14 protein-coding genes are annotated in these 17,185 nt (G+C 71.2%); 9 read left to right on the forward strand and 5 right to left on the reverse strand.

Features of this window, described 5'->3' with window-relative positions:
* Positions 1-27 precede the first annotated feature (27 nt).
* The 9 genes from EFK10_RS17615 (at position 28) to EFK10_RS17655 (ending at position 8,480) form a co-directional block, all read left to right on the forward strand.
* Positions 28-963, forward strand: a complete 936-nt coding sequence (locus EFK10_RS17615; RefSeq protein WP_127356626.1) for an FKBP-type peptidyl-prolyl cis-trans isomerase — start codon at positions 28-30, stop codon at positions 961-963.
* Between the two features lie 65 nt (positions 964-1,028).
* Positions 1,029-1,400 carry an FKBP-type peptidyl-prolyl cis-trans isomerase gene (locus EFK10_RS17620; RefSeq protein WP_127356627.1) on the forward strand — a complete coding sequence of 124 codons (372 nt, stop codon included), beginning with the start codon at positions 1,029-1,031 and terminating at the stop codon, positions 1,398-1,400.
* 126 nt (positions 1,401-1,526) lie between these two features.
* The gene (locus EFK10_RS17625; RefSeq protein ID WP_127356628.1) at positions 1,527-2,492 is read left to right on the forward strand and encodes a helix-turn-helix transcriptional regulator; all 966 of its coding nucleotides are present in this window, start codon (positions 1,527-1,529) and stop codon (positions 2,490-2,492) included.
* Positions 2,493-2,509: 17 nt separating this feature from the next.
* Positions 2,510-3,466 carry a helix-turn-helix transcriptional regulator gene (locus tag EFK10_RS17630; protein WP_127356629.1) on the forward strand — a complete coding sequence of 319 codons (957 nt, stop codon included), beginning with the start codon at positions 2,510-2,512 and terminating at the stop codon, positions 3,464-3,466.
* A 15-nt stretch (positions 3,467-3,481) separates the two neighbouring features.
* Complete coding sequence (locus tag EFK10_RS17635; protein WP_127356630.1) at positions 3,482-3,706, forward strand: hypothetical protein; 225 nt, start codon at positions 3,482-3,484, stop codon at positions 3,704-3,706.
* 33 nt (positions 3,707-3,739) lie between these two features.
* Positions 3,740-3,943 carry a hypothetical protein gene (locus EFK10_RS17640; protein ID WP_127356631.1) on the forward strand — a complete coding sequence of 68 codons (204 nt, stop codon included), beginning with the start codon at positions 3,740-3,742 and terminating at the stop codon, positions 3,941-3,943.
* 264 nt (positions 3,944-4,207) lie between these two features.
* Positions 4,208-4,507 carry a Sec-independent protein translocase subunit TatA gene (tatA, locus tag EFK10_RS17645; protein ID WP_127356632.1) on the forward strand — a complete coding sequence of 100 codons (300 nt, stop codon included), beginning with the start codon at positions 4,208-4,210 and terminating at the stop codon, positions 4,505-4,507.
* A gap of 93 nt (positions 4,508-4,600) precedes the next feature.
* Positions 4,601-5,560: a twin-arginine translocase subunit TatC gene (tatC, locus tag EFK10_RS17650; protein WP_127356633.1), complete on the forward strand. Its 960-nt coding sequence runs from the start codon at positions 4,601-4,603 to the stop codon at positions 5,558-5,560.
* An 82-nt stretch (positions 5,561-5,642) separates the two neighbouring features.
* Positions 5,643-8,480: a DEAD/DEAH box helicase gene (locus tag EFK10_RS17655; protein ID WP_127356634.1), complete on the forward strand. Its 2,838-nt coding sequence runs from the start codon at positions 5,643-5,645 to the stop codon at positions 8,478-8,480.
* A 151-nt stretch (positions 8,481-8,631) separates the two neighbouring features.
* Here EFK10_RS17655 and EFK10_RS17660 read toward each other — a convergent pair whose 3' ends face one another.
* From EFK10_RS17660 to EFK10_RS17680, 5 genes are all read right to left on the reverse strand, one after another.
* The gene (locus EFK10_RS17660) at positions 8,632-9,729 is read right to left on the reverse strand and encodes an LLM class flavin-dependent oxidoreductase (RefSeq protein WP_127356635.1); all 1,098 of its coding nucleotides are present in this window, start codon (positions 9,727-9,729) and stop codon (positions 8,632-8,634) included.
* A gap of 449 nt (positions 9,730-10,178) precedes the next feature.
* Positions 10,179-11,828 (reverse strand): allophanate hydrolase, encoded by a 1,650-nt coding sequence (gene atzF, locus EFK10_RS17665; protein WP_127356636.1) that lies wholly within the window; start codon positions 11,826-11,828, stop codon positions 10,179-10,181.
* Positions 11,829-12,119: 291 nt separating this feature from the next.
* Positions 12,120-15,725: an urea carboxylase gene (gene uca, locus EFK10_RS17670; RefSeq protein WP_127356637.1), complete on the reverse strand. Its 3,606-nt coding sequence runs from the start codon at positions 15,723-15,725 to the stop codon at positions 12,120-12,122.
* Positions 15,722-16,330 carry an urea amidolyase associated protein UAAP2 gene (locus EFK10_RS17675; RefSeq protein WP_127356638.1) on the reverse strand — a complete coding sequence of 203 codons (609 nt, stop codon included), beginning with the start codon at positions 16,328-16,330 and terminating at the stop codon, positions 15,722-15,724. The genes uca and EFK10_RS17675 overlap by 4 nt, the downstream gene beginning before the upstream one ends.
* Positions 16,327-17,163 carry an urea amidolyase associated protein UAAP1 gene (locus EFK10_RS17680; protein ID WP_127356639.1) on the reverse strand — a complete coding sequence of 279 codons (837 nt, stop codon included), beginning with the start codon at positions 17,161-17,163 and terminating at the stop codon, positions 16,327-16,329. Before EFK10_RS17680 ends, EFK10_RS17675 begins: the two co-directional genes overlap by 4 nt.
* Positions 17,164-17,185: the final 22 nt, after the last annotated feature.

The following is a 17,185-nucleotide window of genomic DNA, read 5'->3' on the forward strand; positions in this document are numbered from 1 at the left end:
ATCCATCGATGAGCTGAGGCATTAATCGTGCGCCGACAACTGGCCGCCCTTCTGATCGTCCCCGCCTTGCTGCTGACGGCGGCCTGCGGCAGCGACAGCAAGGGCTCTTCCGACTCCGCCAGCGGGGGAGTGCCCAAGATCACCGCCGGTACGAAGTTCGGCGAGAAGCCGACCGTCGCCAAGGGAACGGGTAGCAAGCCGACGAAGCTGGTCACCGCGACCCCGATCCAGGGCAACGGGGCGACCGTCAAAAAGGGTGACTTCATCAAGGCGAACTACCTGGGCCAGATCTACGAGACCGGGAAGGTCTTCGACAACAGCTACGACCAGAAGAAGCCGATCACCACCTCGATCGGCACCGGCGCCGTCATTCCGGGCTGGGACCAGGCTCTGGTCGGCAAGAAGGCCGGCAGCCGGGTCGAGATGGTCATCCCGCCGTCCCTGGGCTACGGCAGCCAGGCGGCCGGCACCATCCCGGCCAACTCCACCCTCGTCTTCGTCGTGGACATCATCTCCACCACCACTGTCCCGACCACGGTCAAGGGCGGCACGGTGGTCCCGCAGACCGACCCGAACCTGCCCAAGATCGGCGTCAACACCGACGGCAAGGCCCCCTCCGTCACCGTCCCGACCTCGAAGAACCCGCCGACGCAGCTGGTCTCCAACTACGTCATCGAGGGCAACGGCCAGACACTCAAGGGCACCGACACCGTCGTCGTCCAGTACAAGGGCGTGCTCTGGAAGACCGGCAAGCAGTTCCAGAGCAGCTGGGACACCTCGCCGGCCTCGCTGACCCTCGACCAGGTCATCAAGGGCTGGTCCCAGGGCCTGACAGGCAAGAAGGTCGGCAGCCGGCTGCTGCTGGTCATCCCGCCGTCCCTGGGCTACGGATCCACCGCGCAGTCCAGCATCCCGGCCAACTCGACACTGGTCTTCTCGGTGGACATTCTCGCGGTCGTGTAGGCGGCCCGGTAGCCGACGACTGCAAGAATGACCAGGTTGCCCGCAATCCAACGAGGAGCAAGCACGTGAGCATCGAAAAGCCCGAGATCGACTTCCCCGGCGGCAACCCCCCGGCGGAGCTCGAGATCAAGGACATCTGGGAGGGCGACGGCCCCGAGGCCAGGGCGGGCCAGAACGTCACCGTCCACTACGTCGGCGTCTCCTTCAGCACTGGCGAGGAGTTCGACGCGAGCTGGAACCGCAACTCTCCCTTCACCTTCCCGCTCGGCGGCGGCCGCGTCATCAAGGGCTGGGACCAGGGCGTGCAGGGCATGAAGGTCGGCGGGCGCCGCCAGCTGACCATCCCCGCGCACCTCGCCTACGGCAACCAGAGTCCCACCCCGGCGATCAGGCCCGGCGAGACCCTGATCTTCGTCGTGGACCTGCTGTCCGTCTGACGACAGGCTGACCGGGAGCCCCCGCCGGGCCAGGCCATCGGCCGGTCCGGCGGGGGTTTCGCTTTTGCCGTGCGGCGTCATGGCGGTACGGTCTGCAACGAGAGCTGAAGAAGGAAGGTTGCGCGAGTGGCCATTGCCAAGGCCGAGCGGCTGATGAACCTGGCGCTGTGCCTGATGAACACCCGGCGCCCGGTCAGCAAGCGCGAGTTGCGCACCTCCATCGAGGCCTATCACGAGGGCTCCGACGACGCCTTCAACCGGATGTTCGAGCGGGACAAGGACGATCTCCGCGAGCTCGGCATGGTCATCGACACCATCGAGAGCCTGGACGGCGAGATCGGCTACCTCGCCCGCCGCGACCGCAACCGCCTACCCGAGATCGCCCTCGACGCCGAAGAGGCCGCTGCCCTCACCCTGGCCGCCAAGGTCTGGCAGCAGGCCCGCTTCGCCGAGGCCGCCAGCGGAGCCCTGCAGAAGCTGCGCGCCGCCGGCGTCCCCTTCGACGACGGTACGGACGACCTCCCGGCCGGCGCCCACAGCGCCCTGGAGCCTCGCATCCCCGCGCCCGAGCCGGCCTTCGAGCCGCTGATGACCGCCGCCCGCGAGCGCCGCGCCGTCGCCTTCGACTACCGCAAGGCCAACGCCGTACGCCCCGAGCCCCGCCAGGTCGAGCCCTGGGCCCTGGAGTGCTGGCGCGGCCACTGGTACCTCGCAGGGCTGGACCGCGACCGCTCGGACGTCCGGGTCTTCCGGCTCTCGCGCATCACCGGCCGGGTCCGGCTGCGCGGCGGCGGCTTCACCGCCCCCGTCCCCGACCACGTGGACGTACGCGCCACCGTGGCCGGCTGGGCCGGCGACGGCTCCACCGGCAGCACCGCCCGCATCAGGCTGCGCCGCGACTCCGGGTACCCGCTGCGCGCCCGGGCGGTGGAGATACTGCCCGTCGACGCCGACTGGGACGAGCTGGAGATCCCGTACGGGCACGGGCTGGACGCCTGGCTGGCGGAGTTCGGGCCCGATGTGGTGGTCCTGGAGCCCGCCGAGCTGCGGGCCGATGTCATCGACCGGCTGCGCGCCGTGGCCAAGGGCTGAGGGGGGTCACGGACACCATGGCGAACGCGATCGACCAGACCCGCCGGATGCTGTCCCTGGTGACGTATCTGCGCGAGCGCCCCGGCGCCCGGGTCAGCGATGTCGCCCGGGCCTTCGGGGTGACCGAGGCCGAGCTGATCGGCGACCTCAATGTGCTGCCGCTGTGCGGAACCAGCTTCCGGGGCGGTGACCTGCTCGACATCGACACCGACGGCGAGCGGATCTGGTGGCACAACGAAGGCGCCCTCGCGGAAGCCGCCCACCCGCTGCGGCTGGCCGCCGACGAGGCCGCCGCGCTGCTGGTCGCCGCGCGGGCCGTGGCCAATCTGCCGGGCCTGCGCGACAGCGACCGTCAGGCACTGCTGCGCGCCACCGCCAAGGTGGAGGCGGCGGCGGGCGAGGCGGCCGGGGCCAGCGCCGGGCTGTCGGTCACCTTCGAGTCCGAGGGCAGCGTCTTCGCCGATGTCGACCGGGCGATCACCGAGGGCCGGCGGCTGTGGATCCGCTACTACTCGCCGTCCCGTGACGCCCTCACCGAGCGCGAGGTCGACCCGATCCGGCTGTTCGCCGTCGGCCACACCTACTTCGAGGGCTGGTGCTATCTGTCGGAGGACCGGCGCACCTTCCGGCTCGACCGGGTCGCCGAGATCAAGCTCCTCGACACGCCCTCCGACCCGCCGCGCATCGAGCCCCGGGACCTGTCCCAGGGCCTGGTCCAGCCGGCCGGCGACGACCCCGAGGTCGTGGTCGAGGTCGGCCCAGGCGGCCGCTGGGTCGCCGAGTACTACCCGCACGACACCGCCGAGGAGCTCCCCGACGGCGCCCTGCGGATCACCCTGCGCACCCCCGACCCGGGCTCCCTGCGCAGGCTCGCCCTGCGGCTGGGCCGCGACGGCCGGATCGTCTCCCCTCGGGACCTCGCGGACAGCGCCCAGAAGGCCGCCGCCGAGGCCCTGGCGGCGTACGGGGAGTAAGGGGAGAATCCGGTGATGGTCCCGAGCGTCGTGTTCAAGGCGGCCTGCCCCGACTGCCGGGGCCGCTTCGAGCTGTCCGCCAGCGCCCTGCGGCTGGCCATAGGCGGCAGCCACAGGACCACCTTCTACTCCTTCACCTGCCCCGACTGCGGCACTTTCGTACGCAAACCGGCCGGCGACCGCATCATCGAGCTGCTCACCGGCGGCGGGGTCAACACCATGCGCCTGCACGTGGGCTGATCCACACCGGCCGACCCACTAGGCTCATCCGTCATGTGGCTGCTCTACCTCTACGTGGGCCTGGCGACCGTCGGCATCCTTGTCCTCGGCGTCCTCGGTATCCGGGTCTTCGCCGAGGTCCAGGGGCTGGCCCGGCAGCTGGGCCGCAGCACCGACGAGATCTCGCGCGCCTCGGACGACCTGCGGCGGGCCGCGGAGCCCGTGGCACGCAGGACCGGGGACAGCGTCCGGCGCTGAGCCCGCCGGGGCGTAGGAAGCTCGTAGAAGGCTCGTAGAAAGCGCTGTCACGCCAGCCCCTCGTTCTTGGCAAGCTCGAGAGGTACGCTGGCCAACGCGGCCCCGAAGGAGTGCGGCGGGGGCAGCGGAGCCAGCTGGACGCCAGGGGATTGCCAGACGTTCACCCCTGCAGGCTACGATCGCTGGCAGAACGAAGGTCGGACGTCCGTCCGAAAGCTTCGGCAGACATGGACCCACGCCGCCTCGGTAAGAAGGTATTCGCTTATGTTCGGTAGGCTCGGCGCCCCGGAGATCATCCTCATCCTTGTCGTCGTACTGCTGCTGTTCGGGGCGAAGCGGCTCCCGGACATGGCGCGCGGCCTCGGCAAGTCGATGCGCATCCTCAAGAGTGAAGCCAAGGCGATGAAGAACGACGACGCGCCGGCCCCGGCCGGGCCGCCCGCCGACAACACCACCGCCGAGCAGCAGGCCGCGCCCAAGACCATCCAGGCTTCTCCCGGCGATGTGACCAGCGCCCGCCCGGTCAACGAGACCCCGCAGCCGCACGAGACCACCCAGAGCTGACCCCGGCTCTCCCCAGGCCCCAGGCCCAGGTCACCAGGACAGACACACCAAGCCGACGGCGACGGCGGCTGCCGCACGAGATGAGGACGTGGGTTGCTCAAGTCTGCCCGCCAGCAGGAGAAGGACCCGGAGGGGCGCATGCCCCTCGCGGAGCACCTGCGTGAGCTGCGCAACCGGCTCGGCAAAGCGCTGCTCGCGATCATCGCGATCACCGTTGTCGCTGCCTTCTTCTACAACGACCTGATCGCCTTCCTCGTGAAGCCGGTACTGACGTCGATCGGCTGCAAGGCGTCGCTCAGCGACATCGCCAACCAGTCCAGCTCCGTCAAGTCGGACACCCACTGCGCACACCTGGTCATGGACGGCCTGCTGACGCCGTTCACGCTCGCGCTGAAGGTCTCCCTCATGGCCGGTGTGGTGCTGTCCACCCCGGTCTGGCTGTACCAGCTGTGGGCCTTCCTCGCCCCCGGCCTGCACAAGAACGAGAAGCGGTACGCGCTCAGCTTCGTCGGCGTCGGCTTCCCGCTCTTCCTGGCCGGCGCCTTCTTCGCGTACAAGATCCTGCCGACCACCGCCACGGTCCTCATCGACTTCACCCCCAAGGGCGTCGACAACCTCCTCCACCTCGACGACTACCTCGACCTCGTCACGCGCATGGTCGTCGTCTTCGGCCTCTCCTTCGAGATGCCCCTGCTGCTGGTCCTGCTGAACTTCGCCGGGATCCTGTCCGGTAAGCGGATGCTCGGCTGGTGGCGCGGCATGATCATGGGCATCACGGTCTTCGCCGCCGTCGCGACGCCGAGCACCGACCCGCTCAGCATGCTCGCGCTGGCCGGACCCATCTGGGTCCTGTACTTCATCGCAGTCGGGGTCTCGTTGGTCAATGACAAGCGCCGCCGCCGGTCGAACCCCGACGCCGATCTGGACGACGACGAGGCCTCCGACGTGGACCTCACCCCCGAGCCGGTCGGCGCGGCCCTGCCCGAGCAGCCCAGCGGGCGCGACCAGATCGAGCGCAGCGGCTCCGGCGACGGCTTCGACGACGCCACCTGACCCCGACGACGCTGCTCAGAAGGTATTCGAAAAGAAAAGATCACGTCCTCTGTCAGTGGCTGCCGGTACGCTCGGTGTCAAGATGAGTGACGAGATGTCCCCCGCAGAGCGCTACGCCGCCGCCAAGCTCCGGGCGGTCGAGCAGGCCACCGCCCTCGCGCCTTTCCGCGAGCTGTACGACTTCGAGCTGGACCCGTTCCAGATCGAGGCATGCCAGGCCCTGGAAGCCGGAAAGGGTGTCCTGGTCGCCGCGCCCACCGGGTCCGGCAAGACGATCGTCGGCGAGTTCGCCGTCCACCTGGCCCTCGCCGAGGGCCGCAAATGCTTCTACACCACGCCGATCAAGGCGCTGTCCAACCAGAAGTTCACCGACCTCGTCAAGCGCTACGGCGCCGAGAAGGTCGGCCTGCTCACCGGTGACAACAGCGTCAACGGCGATGCCCCGGTGATCGTCATGACCACCGAGGTCCTGCGCAACATGCTGTACGCGGGATCCCAGGCCCTCGACGGGCTGGGGTACGTGGTGATGGACGAGGTGCACTACCTCTCCGACCGCTTCCGCGGCGCGGTCTGGGAGGAAGTCATCATCCACCTCCCGCCGTCCGTGACGCTGGTGTCGCTGTCCGCGACCGTCTCCAACGCCGAGGAGTTCGGCGACTGGCTCGACACCGTCCGCGGCGACACCGAGGTCATCGTCTCCGAGCACCGCCCGGTCCCGCTCTGGCAGCACGTCATGGCCGGCCGCAAGATGTACGACCTGTACGAGGAGAAGAGCGGCGCCCCCGGATCCCCCGACCGCACCCGGCGCGAGGTCAACCCCGACCTCGTACGCCTGGCCCGGATGGAGAGCCAGGCCGGCGGCTTCGGCCGCGGCCGCGGCAAGGTCCGCGAGGCCGACCGCGAGCGCGAGCGGCGCCAGCGAAGCCGGGTCTGGACCCCCAGTCGCGTCGAGGTCATCGACCGGCTGGACGCGGAGGGCCTGCTGCCCGCCATCACCTTCATCTTCAGCCGGGCCGGCTGCGAGTCCGCCGTCCAGCAGTGCCTGGCCGCCGGGCTGCGCCTCAACAACGACGAGGCGCGCGTCAAGGTGCGGGCCATCGTGGAGGAGCGGACCAAGTCCATCCCCGACGAAGACCTGCACGTCCTGGGCTACTTCGAGTGGCTGGAAGGCCTGGAGCGCGGCGTCGCCGCCCACCACGCCGGCATGCTCCCGACCTTCAAGGAGGTCGTCGAGGAGCTGTTCGTACGCGGCCTGGTCAAGGCGGTGTTCGCCACCGAGACGCTGGCGCTCGGCATCAACATGCCGGCCCGCTCCGTCGTCCTGGAGAAGCTCGTCAAGTGGAACGGCGAGACCCACGCCGACATCACCCCGGGGGAGTTCACCCAGCTCACCGGCCGCGCCGGACGGCGCGGCATCGACGTCGAGGGCCACGCGGTGGTGCTCTGGCAGCGCGGCTTCGACCCGGCGGCCCTGGCGGGTCTGGCCGGTACGCGGACGTATCCGCTGCGCTCGTCCTTCAAGCCCTCGTACAACATGGCGGTCAACCTGGTCGGGCAGTTCGGCCGGCATCGGTCGAGGGAGCTGCTGGAGACCTCCTTCGCCCAGTTCCAGGCCGACCGGTCGGTGGTCGGCATCTCGCGGCAGGTGCAGCGCAACGAGGAGGGCCTGGACGGCTACAAGGAGACCATGACCTGCCACCTCGGCGACTTCGACGAATACATGAGCCTGCGCAGGCAGTTGAAGGACCGTGAGGCCGAACTTTCCCGCGAGGGCACGGCGCAGCGGCGGGCCGCCGCCGCCGACGCGCTGGAGAAGCTCAAGCCGGGCGACATCATCCATGTCCCGGCCGGCAAGTTCGCCGGCCTCGCGCTCGTTCTGGACCCCGGCGTCCCGGCGGGCCGGTCCACCGGCTACCACCCCCGGCACGAGCAGTTCCAGCACGACGGGCCGCGCCCGCTCGTCCTCACCGCCGAGCGGCAGGTCAAGCGGCTCGCGCCCGTCGACTTCCCGGTGCCGGTCGAAGCCCTCGACCGTATGCGCATCCCCAAGTCCTTCAACCCGCGAAGCCCGCAGTCCCGGCGCGACCTCGCGACCGCGATGCGGTCCAAGGCAGGCACCGCCGGGATCGTGGCGCCGCCGCGCCACCGCAAGGAGCGGGCGGCTGCCGCCGACGACCGCGAGATCTCCCGCCTGCGCACCGAGATCCGCGCCCACCCCTGCCACGGCTGCGACGAGCGCGAGGACCACGCCCGCTGGTCCGAGCGCTACCACCGGCTGCTCCGCGACACCCGGCAGTTGGAGCGCCGCATCGAAGGCCGTACGAACACCATCGCCCGCACCTTCGACCGCATCTGCGCGCTCCTGACCGACCTCGGCTACCTGGAGGCCGACAGGGTCACCCCGGAGGGCCGCCGGCTCGCCCGGCTCTACGGCGAGCTCGACCTGCTGGCCAGCGAGTGCCTGCGCGAAGGCGTCTGGGACGCCCTCGGCCCCGCCGAGCTCGCTGCCTGCGCCTCGGCTCTCGTCTACGAGGCCCGCTCCGCGGACGACGCGATGCCGCCGCGCCTGCCCAGCGGCAATGCGCGCGACGCGCTCGCCGAGATGGTCCGCATCTGGGGCCGCCTCGACGCGCTCGAAGAGCAGCACCGCATCAACCAGGCCGAAGGCGTCGGTCAGCGCGAGCCCGACCTCGGCTTCGCCTGGCCCGCGTACCGCTGGGCCTCCGGACACGGCCTCGACGCGGTGCTCCGCGACGCGGACATGCCGGCCGGTGACTTCGTCCGCTGGACCAAGCAGCTGATCGATGTGCTCGGCCAGATCGCGGCCGCGGCGCCAGACGCCAGCCCGGTGCGGCGCAATGCCCGCAAGGCGGTCGATGCGCTGCTCCGGGGCGTGGTGGCGTACTCGTCTGTTGGGTGAAGGTTGTGGGAGAACTTTCCGCAAGGCGAGCGAAGAGGTGGGGGTCCCCCACCTCGCTTCGCTCGCCTTGGCGGCACTCTCCCCCAGACTCCGTCTGGGGGGACCCCCACCCAGCATCTAGCTGGGGGAGAGCGGCCTACTCCCAACCCGGTCAGGCACGCGCAGCGTCACGCTTGGCTACTTCTTCGCGCACGATCGGGATGACGTACCGCCCGAAGTCGATCGCGTCGTCCAGCAGGTCGTAGCCGCGGGCCGAGAGGATGTCGACGCCGAGGTCGTAGTAGTCGAGGAGGGCCTGGGCGACGGTCTCCGGGGTGCCGACGAGGGCGTTGGAGTTGCCGGCGCCGCCGGTGGCGGCGGCGGTGGGGGTCCAGAGTGCGCGGTCGTGGAGGTCGCCCTTCGCGGCGACTTCCAAGAGGCGCTGGGAGCCGGTGTTCTCGGGGTTCTTGAGGGGGTGCCGGCGGCTCAGCGGCGGCCCCGACGCCTTGCGGGCGCGGATGCGGTCCAGCGTCCGGTGGGCCTTCTCCCAGGCCAGTTCCTCGGTCGGGGCGATGATGGGCCGGAAGGCGGCCTGGATCTTCGGCACGTCGGTCCGGCCGGCGGCTTTCGCGGCGGCCTTGACGGACTCGATCTGTTGCGCGGTCTCGGCCAGCGGCTCGCCCCACAGGCAGTAGATGTCGGCCTCGGCGCCCCCGGCCTCGTACGCCGCCGCGGACGAACCGCCGAAGGAGACGCGCGGGCGGGGCTGCTGGACGGGGAAGGTGTCGGAGACGAAGTCGTTGAAGCGGTAGTGGGCGCCCTCGTGGTCGAAGGGCTCGTGCGTGGTCCAGATCTTCTTGACGATCTGGATGTACTCACGGGTCCGCGCGTACCGCTCGTCCTTGGTGAGGAAGTCGCCCTCGCGCTGCTGCTCGTGGTCGTTGCCGCCGGTGATGAAGTGCACCGCCAGGCGCCCGTCGCTGATCCGGTCCAGGGTCGCGAAGGTCTTCGCGGCGAAGGTCGGGTACGAGACGTTGGGCCGGTGCGCCAGCAGGATCTGGATGCGCTCGGTCTTCGCGGCGATGTACGCGGCGGCGGGCGCGGGGTCGGGGGACCCGGAACCGTAAGCGAAGAGGATCCGGTCCCAGCCGTTGTCCTCGTGGGCGCGGGCGAGGCGGAGGGTGTAGTCCTTGTCCAAGGAGGCGCCGGAGCGCGAGGTGACTTCGGAGCCTTCGTTGGTCGCGGCGATGCCGAGGAACTCTACGGGCATGGGTGTGAGGCCTCTTCTCGGATGGCGCTCACGTCTGAAGTGACGTGTTCCCAGAAGGCCTTGCGGCAGTTTCCGCCCGGCGCGATGACGCCGAGTCCGGTCACGACGGCGCGGCGGCGTATTGCCGGTGCCATGGTGTGCTCCCCTGTGTTGGCTAAAGCCGACTGAACGGTGACAGAGACACGCGGAAACGGTCAAGGGTGGTCGCCCGCGCGGTGACACGGGATGGACCCGAGGGAAATTCGGGACACACGGCGGCAATTGAGGGCGTCCGGAATTCCCCACATCAGTGGGGGCGTGCGGGGCCCCGCGAAATGCGCCGGTGGCAGACCGGCTCGAGGATCCCCGACCCCCAACCATTGAGGTCGAACTCCTGTCCCTTTATGGTCGGACGGCCACTCGATTCCTTAACGGTGCGGAAACGCGGCGTTCGAAAGGATCACGCAGACTCACGAATCGGCGAGAAATGCGCGCCATCCGCCGTAGGTTGTGATGTCCATTGCCTTGCCGACCGCCTCCGGCTCGCACAGGAACCCGGGGGCCGTCGTGCCGTCCGCAAGCCCGACCCTGCCCAGCGCCATGGGGCGCGGCAGCGCGGCCAGTAGCGCGCCCAGCCCCTCGGTCGGCAGCTCCCAGACCTCGGCCTCGATGGCCGCGCCGCCGTCCGGGACCCGGACCAGGCCCGGCTTCGGCGGCTCCGTGTCGAGGGCGTACAGCCGGTACTCGGGCGCGGTACTGGTCGTGGCCACCAGCCGGGCCCCCAAGCCGAGCAGCTGGGGGTTGAGGGGCTGCCCCGACAGGTGGGCGCCGACGACCACGAGCTTCGCGGTCGGCTTGAGCAGCCGGGCGATGGCCGCCGTACGGTCGTCCGTGAAGCCACGGCCGAGCACCATCACCCCGAAGGGCAGCCCGTCCACCTCGCCGGCCGGGACGGCGATCCCGCACATGCCCAGCAGATTGGTGGAGTTGGTGAATCTGCCAAGGCGTGCGTTCGCGCCCAGCGGATCGGCCGCCACCTCGGCCAGAGTGGGATGGCCGGGGGTCGTGGGCAGCAGCAGCGCATCCGCGTCACTCAGCTCCGCCATGGCCTGCGCACGCAGTGCGGCCAGTTTGTCCATGTCGGCGAACAGTCGGTGCGCCGGGAGGTCCCGGGCGGCCGTGATGATGCGGGCGACGGTGGGGTCGAGGGCCGGGTCGTCGGCATGCTTGTCGATAAAGCCACCGACAGCGGTGTAGCGCTCCGCCACGAACGCGCCCTCATACAGCAGTTCAGCCGCCGCCGAGAACGCCGTGAGCTCAACACTGCGCAGCTCCGCGCCCGCCTCGGCGAGCCGCTGCGCGGCCGCTTCGAAAGCTTCCGCCCACCCCTTGTCCAGCTCACCGAGCTGATCCGTGGGCGGCACCGCGACCCGCCACGGCCCGGGCCGGCGGGCCGGCGGCTCCCCGGTCCGCCCTGCGGGCGAGGCGAGGAATCCGAAGGCGCGTTCCGCTTCCCGGATCGTACGGGCGAACACCGTCACGCAGTCCACGCTCGCGCAGGCCGGCACAACCCCGGTCGGCGGGACCAGCCCGTACGTCGGCTTGATGCCGACGATTCCGTTGAACGCCGCCGGCACGCGCCCCGAGCCCGCGGTGTCCGTCCCCAGCGCGATATCGGCGATCCCGAGCGCCACAGCAACGGCCGACCCACTGCTGCTGCCCCCGCTGACCCGCGCCGGGTCATACGCGTTGCGCACGGCGCCGTACGGGCTCCTGGTGCCGACCAGGCCCGTGGCGAACTGGTCCAGGTTCGTACTTCCCAGGACGACGGCGCCCGCCTGCTTCAGCCGCGCCACGGCCGGGGCATCCCGCTCCGGCTCGTACGCGTACGAAGGGCACCCGGCGGTCGTGGGCAAGCCGGCGATGTCGATGTTCCCCTTCACCGCAGCGGTCGTCCCGGCCAGCGGGAGGTGTTCCCCTGCGGCCAGGCGCGCGTCGATCGCGCGGGCCTCCGCCTCCACCTCGGCCTGCGGCCTGAGCCCGATCCAGATCTCGGGCCGGTCCACCTCGGCGATCTTCGTGTACGCGGCGCGTACGCGGCTGAGTGCAGGTCCGGTCATCGCGTGCGTCTCCTTGTGGTGGTGGGGGCTGCCGGTCCGTGCCGGGACGAGGAGGTCAGGAACACCCACCGACCGGCAGCCGCCGTCGGCGCGGAGGGGGTGGGGCGGGGCGGGTCCGTAGAGACACTAAAGCGACGCAGAACGTCCGGTTCCGAGCTGGCGAGGAACAGAGTGGGCGACCACGCTGCTCCGGCCGCAAATCGACTGCAGCGCCGTCTCATAGGACCCACCCCGACACGCCCCGACCCACCCACGAACCGAAGCCCCGCGCACCCCCACCCAGGGAGCCGCTCACCCCGGCCCCAGCGTGAGCAACGCCGTACCGGCCGACACCTGATCGCCGGGGGCGACAAGAACCTCGGCGACGACGCCATCGGCGGGGGCCGAGACCGCGGACTCCATCTTCATGGCCTCAAGGGCGAGCAGCTTCTGCCCGGCCCGAACCCGCTCACCCGGACGCACAGCGACCTGCCAGACGCTGGCAGCGAATTCGGCCTCCACGGTGCACCCACCCTCCGGCACAGCGACGTCGGCCGTGGCCGGTGCGGGAGCAACAGCCGCCTCCGCACGGGCGAACTCGCCCGCCGCCTCCCACGCATCCCGCTCGGCCCCGAACGCGGCACCCTGACGGGCGCGAAACGCGGCAATCGAGTCCGCGTTCTCGGCAAGGAAACGCTGGTGCTCGGCGAGCGAGAACTCGCCGTCCTCGACCCGCAGGTGAAGCCGACCCGCAGCCATGTCGGCCCGCATATCGAGGAGTTCGTCGGCCTCGACGGGATACCACTTGATGCGGTCGAAGAACCGCAGCAGCCACGGCTGCCTGAGATGGGAGCCCGACCAGCTCGACCACACCTGGACCGTACGGCCCACGAACTGGTACCCCCCGGGCCCCTCCATCCCGTAAACGCAGAGGTACGCACCCCCGATGCCCACCGAATTCTCGGCGGTCCACGTCCGCGCCGGGTTGTACTTCGTCGTGACGAGCCGGTGCCGGGGGTCGAGCGGCGTCGCAACCGGCGCGCCCAGGTACACGTCACCCAGCCCCAGCACCAGATACTCCGCGTCGAAGACCGTCCGGTAGACATCGTCCACGGACTCGAGGCCGTTGACACGGCGGATGAACTCGATGTTCCACGGGCACCATGGCGCGTCGTCCCGTACCCCCGCCATGTACCGGGCGATGGCCTCCCGCGTGGCCGGGTCGTCCCAGGACAGCGGCAGGTGCACCGTGCGGCTGGGCACGCGGAGCGCGTCCGTGGGGGGTAGCTGGGCCTCGGCCTCCTGGGCGAGGGCGAGGAGCTTGGCGGTCGGCAGGATGTCGGGGTCGACGTGGACCTGCAGGGACCGTATGCCGGGGGTGAGGTCGACGACGCCGGGGAGGGCGTCGGCAGTGAGGCGTTCGGCGAGGGCGTGCACCCGCATGCGCAGGGCGAGGTCGAGCTGCATGGGGCCGTACTCGATGAGCAGGTTGTCGTCGCCGCTGCGGCGGTACGTGACCGAGGGGCGGCCGTCGGTCTCGGGGAGGCGCCCGAGGACGCCGCCGTCCCGGAGAGCGGGCCGCGAGGCCACCGGCTGTACGGCGGGCGCGAGGCGGAGCGCCGCCGCCGCGTCCTCCGTCACGGGGACGAAGCGCACCGTGTCGCCGGGCCGGAACTGGCCGAGCTTCCAGCGCTGGCCGGTGACGATGGTGGCGGGGCAGACGAAGCCGCCGAGCGAGGGCCCGTCCGGCCCGAGCAGGACCGGCATGTCGCCGGTGTAGTCGACAGCGCCCACCGAATAGGGCGTGTCGTGGATGTTGGAGGGGTGAAGTCCCGCCTCGCCGCCGTCCGTTCGTGCCCAGCGCGGCTTGGGGCCGACCAGCCGCACCCCGGTCCGCGCCGAGTTGAAGTGGACCTTCCACTCGGCGGCGTAGAACTCCTGGATGTCCTCCTCGGTGAAGAACTCGGGCGCGGCGTGCGGCCCTTCGACCGCCCCGACCAGCCACTCGGCACCGAAAGAAGGCCGCCGGCCCTCGGGCACCGGCGTGCCCACCACCGTAGACCCGCCGTGCAGTACGTCACCCGCCCGCAGCGTCCGCCCGCCGTGGCCGCCGAAGCGCCCCAGCGTGAACGTGGCGGCGCTGCCGAGGAAGTCCGGCACGTCCAGGCCGCCGTCCGCGAAGAGGACGTACGTACGCAGGCCGTGCCCCCCGGGCGCCGGAACATCCAGCAACGCCCCCGCAGGGACGGTGAACGGCTCCCACTGGGGGACCGGCACCCCGTCGACCGTGACGGCGGCGGGGGCGCCGGTGACGCAGACAGTGGTGGCCCGGGTGAACCGCAACTGCGGCCCCTGGAGGGTGCATTCGAGCCCGGGGGCGCCCTCGTCATTGCCCAGGGCCTCGTTGCCGAGGCGGAAGGACAGGTCGTCCATCGGGCCGCAGGGCGGCACGCCGACGTGCCAGAGGCCGGTGCGGCCGGGCCAGTCCTGGACGGTGGTGAGGGTGCCCGCGCGGACGACCTCGATGCGCGGGGTGGGGTCGGTGATCCCGTCGAGGGAGGCGGTGGTGTGGCCGGCGGCCCGGAGCGCGGGCGAGGCGGCGGCCGCGCGCAGCAGGCCGAGGTTGGTCTCGATGCCGTCGACGCGGGTCTCGGCGAGGGCCCGGGCCAGCCGGTCGAGGGCGTCGGCGCGGTCGGTGCCGTGCGCGATGATCTTGGCCAGCATCGGGTCGTACGAGGTCGTCACCTCGGTGCCCGTCTCGATCCAGGCGTCGACCCGCACGCCCTCGCCCTCCGGGAAGCGCACCCGCGTCAGCAGCCCCGCGCTCGGCCGGTGGCCCCGGCTGGGGTCCTCGGCGTAGACGCGGGCCTCGACGGCGTGACCGCGCGGGGCCTCCGGCGTGATGTCGAAGACCTCGCCGCGCGCGAGCCGCAGCATCCACTCCACCAGGTCTATGCCGTACGTCGCCTCGGTGACCGGATGCTCGACCTGCAGACGGGTGTTGACCTCCAGGAAGTACGCCTCGCCGCGCGCGGCGTCGTAGACGTACTCCACCGTGCCCGCCGACCGGTAGTCGACCGAGGCGCACAACGAGCGAGCGGTGTCAGCGAGTTGGCGGCGTACGGAGTCGGGGAGGCCGGGGGCGGGGGCTTCTTCCACCACCTTCTGGTTGCGGCGTTGCAGGGAGCAGTCGCGGTCGCCGAGGGTGACGACGCGGCCGTGGCCGTCGCCGAAGACCTGGACCTCGACATGGCGGGCGCGCTCCACCAGCCGTTCCAGGAACACCCTCCCTCCTTGCCCGCCCTCGGGCAGGAGGGGCCCAGCTCCGGAGAAGGACGCGGCGGCGACCCGTTGCACGCGGTCCCAGGACTCGGCGAGGTCGGCGGGGGAGTGGCAGGCCTGCATGCCGATGCCGCCGCCCCCGCCGGTGGCCTTGAGCATGACGGGGTAGCCGAGCGCGTCGGCTGCGGCGCGCGCCGCGTCCAGGCCGTCCAGCAGCCCGGTGCCGGGCAGCAGCGGCACCCCGGCGGCCTCGGCGGCGGCGCGGGCGGTGTGCTTGGCGCCGAAGAGCTCGAGCTGCTGCGGGGTCGGGCCGACGAAGACCAGGCCCTCGGCCTGGCAGCGGCGCGCGAAGTCCGCGTCCTCGGACAGGAATCCGTACCCCGGGTGGATCGCGCCGGCGCCCGTGCGGCGGGCGGCCTCCAGCACGGCGTCGACGTCCAGGTAGCTGGCCTTGGCCGGGGCGGGCCCGAGCCGTACGGCCTCGTCGGCGAGGCGGACATGGGGGGCGGAGCGGTCGGGGTCGGAGTAGACCGCGACGGTACGAAGGCCGAGGCGGCGGGCGGTGCGGATGATGCGGGCGGCGATCTCGCCGCGGTTGGCGACCAGGAGGGTGTCAAAGCCCGGCGTACGGCTCATGCGGCGCCCTCGGTGATCGTCATGCGTACGGGGGTGGGGTCGAAGCCGTTGCAGGGGTTGTTGATCTGCGGGCAGTTGGAGACCAGGACGAGGACGTCGGTCTCGGCGCGCAGCACGACCTTCAGGCCGGGGGAGGAGATGCCGTCGACGATGCCGAGGGTGCCGTCCTCCTCGACGGGGACGTTCATGTACCAGTTGATGTTGCTGACCAGGTCGCGCTTGCCGAGGCCGTGCTTGGCGCCCTCGGCGAGGAAGTTCTCCACGCAGGCGTGCTGGGACCAGGTGTGGTGGCCGTAGCGCAGAGTGTTGGATTCCTTGGAGCAGGCGCCGCCGACGGTGTCGTGGCGTCCGCAGGTGTCCTCGACGACGGTCATGAGCGGGGTGTGCTCGTTGGAGAGCAGCACGCTGCCGGTGGTCAGGAAGATGTTGCCCTGCGCGTGGATGGTGTCGGGCGCGCTGTAGCGGACGGCGGTGTCGTGGGCGTCGTACAGCAGGCAGTCCACGGCCTGGTTGCCGCCGAGGTCGGTGATGGCGAGGTGCTCACCCTTGCTGACGACCGCGGACCACGGCGCGCGGGCCGGAACGACGGTGCTGGTCACCTTCATTGGATCCCCCTGGCGGCGAGGTGGTCGTCGGTGTTGAGAAAGGCGCGGCGGCCCTCGGGCGTGGCGTCCCAGAGCCGGTCGCCGGGCGCTGTGGGCGCGGCCCGCCAGGCCAGCACCTCCAGCGGCGTGCACACGTAGTCGGGGCGCGGGTCCACCGGGTGCGGGACGTTGGCGATCAGTACGGTCAGCGGCTGCTCGGCCCGCAGGGTCACCGACGCCCCCGGCCCGGCGGATCCGGTGAACTCGAGCTTGCCGTCGGCCACGACCCGTACGCCCTGGAAGAAAGACAGGGACGGTGGCAGATCGCGTGGCTCCAGCCCGTTCTTCAGCGCGGCAAGTTTCAGCAGCTCGCGCCCGGCGGGGGAGGGGCCCTGCGGTGAACCGTCGCCGTAGCGCTGGGTGTTGCGTACGGCGGTGGAGGTGCCGCACAGCGCGTCGTGGCGGGAGCTGGTGTCGGCGACGACGGAGGCGAGGACGCGGCCCTGGTCGGACAGGAGCAGATGGCCTTCGCCGACGTACGCGTTCCAGAGGACCTTGACGGTGTCGGCGGCGTTGAGCCGCTCCCAGGGGCGGCCGTCCGCGTAGAGCAGCACGTGGGCGCAGGCGTCGCCGGCCAGGTCGGTGAGGCGCAGCTCGGTGCCGCGGGCGATGACTTTGTGCGTGTAGTTGCCGCCGGCCACGGTCTCGGCCCAGACGATGCGGTCCGGCGCGACGCCGGCCGGGGGGTTGGGCCAGGCGCCGGCGGGGAGAGTGGGCATGGTGTCGACCTGTGTGCCCTCCTGGGCGCGGGCATGGTCGCGGGCCCCGTATGTCGAGCCTGTCCCTGTCGCCACGGCTTCCACCTCCGGTTCGACG

Source organism: Streptomyces soli (genome assembly GCF_003999195.1).
Lineage (GTDB): Bacteria > Actinomycetota > Actinomycetes > Streptomycetales > Streptomycetaceae > Actinacidiphila > Actinacidiphila soli.

Coding starts and splice junctions, on each gene's coding strand:
- EFK10_RS17630 (WP_127356629.1), top strand. CDS start 2,510: ATGGCGAACGCGATCGACCAGACCCGCCGGATGCTGTCCCTGGTGACG.
- EFK10_RS17635 (WP_127356630.1), top strand. CDS start 3,482: ATGGTCCCGAGCGTCGTGTTCAAGGCGGCCTGCCCCGACTGCCGGGGC.
- EFK10_RS17640 (WP_127356631.1), top strand. CDS start 3,740: ATGTGGCTGCTCTACCTCTACGTGGGCCTGGCGACCGTCGGCATCCTT.
- tatA (WP_127356632.1), top strand. CDS start 4,208: ATGTTCGGTAGGCTCGGCGCCCCGGAGATCATCCTCATCCTTGTCGTC.
- EFK10_RS17655 (WP_127356634.1), top strand. CDS start 5,643: ATGAGTGACGAGATGTCCCCCGCAGAGCGCTACGCCGCCGCCAAGCTC.
- EFK10_RS17660 (WP_127356635.1), bottom strand. CDS start 9,729: ATGCCCGTAGAGTTCCTCGGCATCGCCGCGACCAACGAAGGCTCCGAA.
- atzF (WP_127356636.1), bottom strand. CDS start 11,828: ATGACCGGACCTGCACTCAGCCGCGTACGCGCCGCGTACACGAAGATC.
- uca (WP_127356637.1), bottom strand. CDS start 15,725: ATGAGCCGTACGCCGGGCTTTGACACCCTCCTGGTCGCCAACCGCGGC.
- EFK10_RS17675 (WP_127356638.1), bottom strand. CDS start 16,330: ATGAAGGTGACCAGCACCGTCGTTCCGGCCCGCGCGCCGTGGTCCGCG.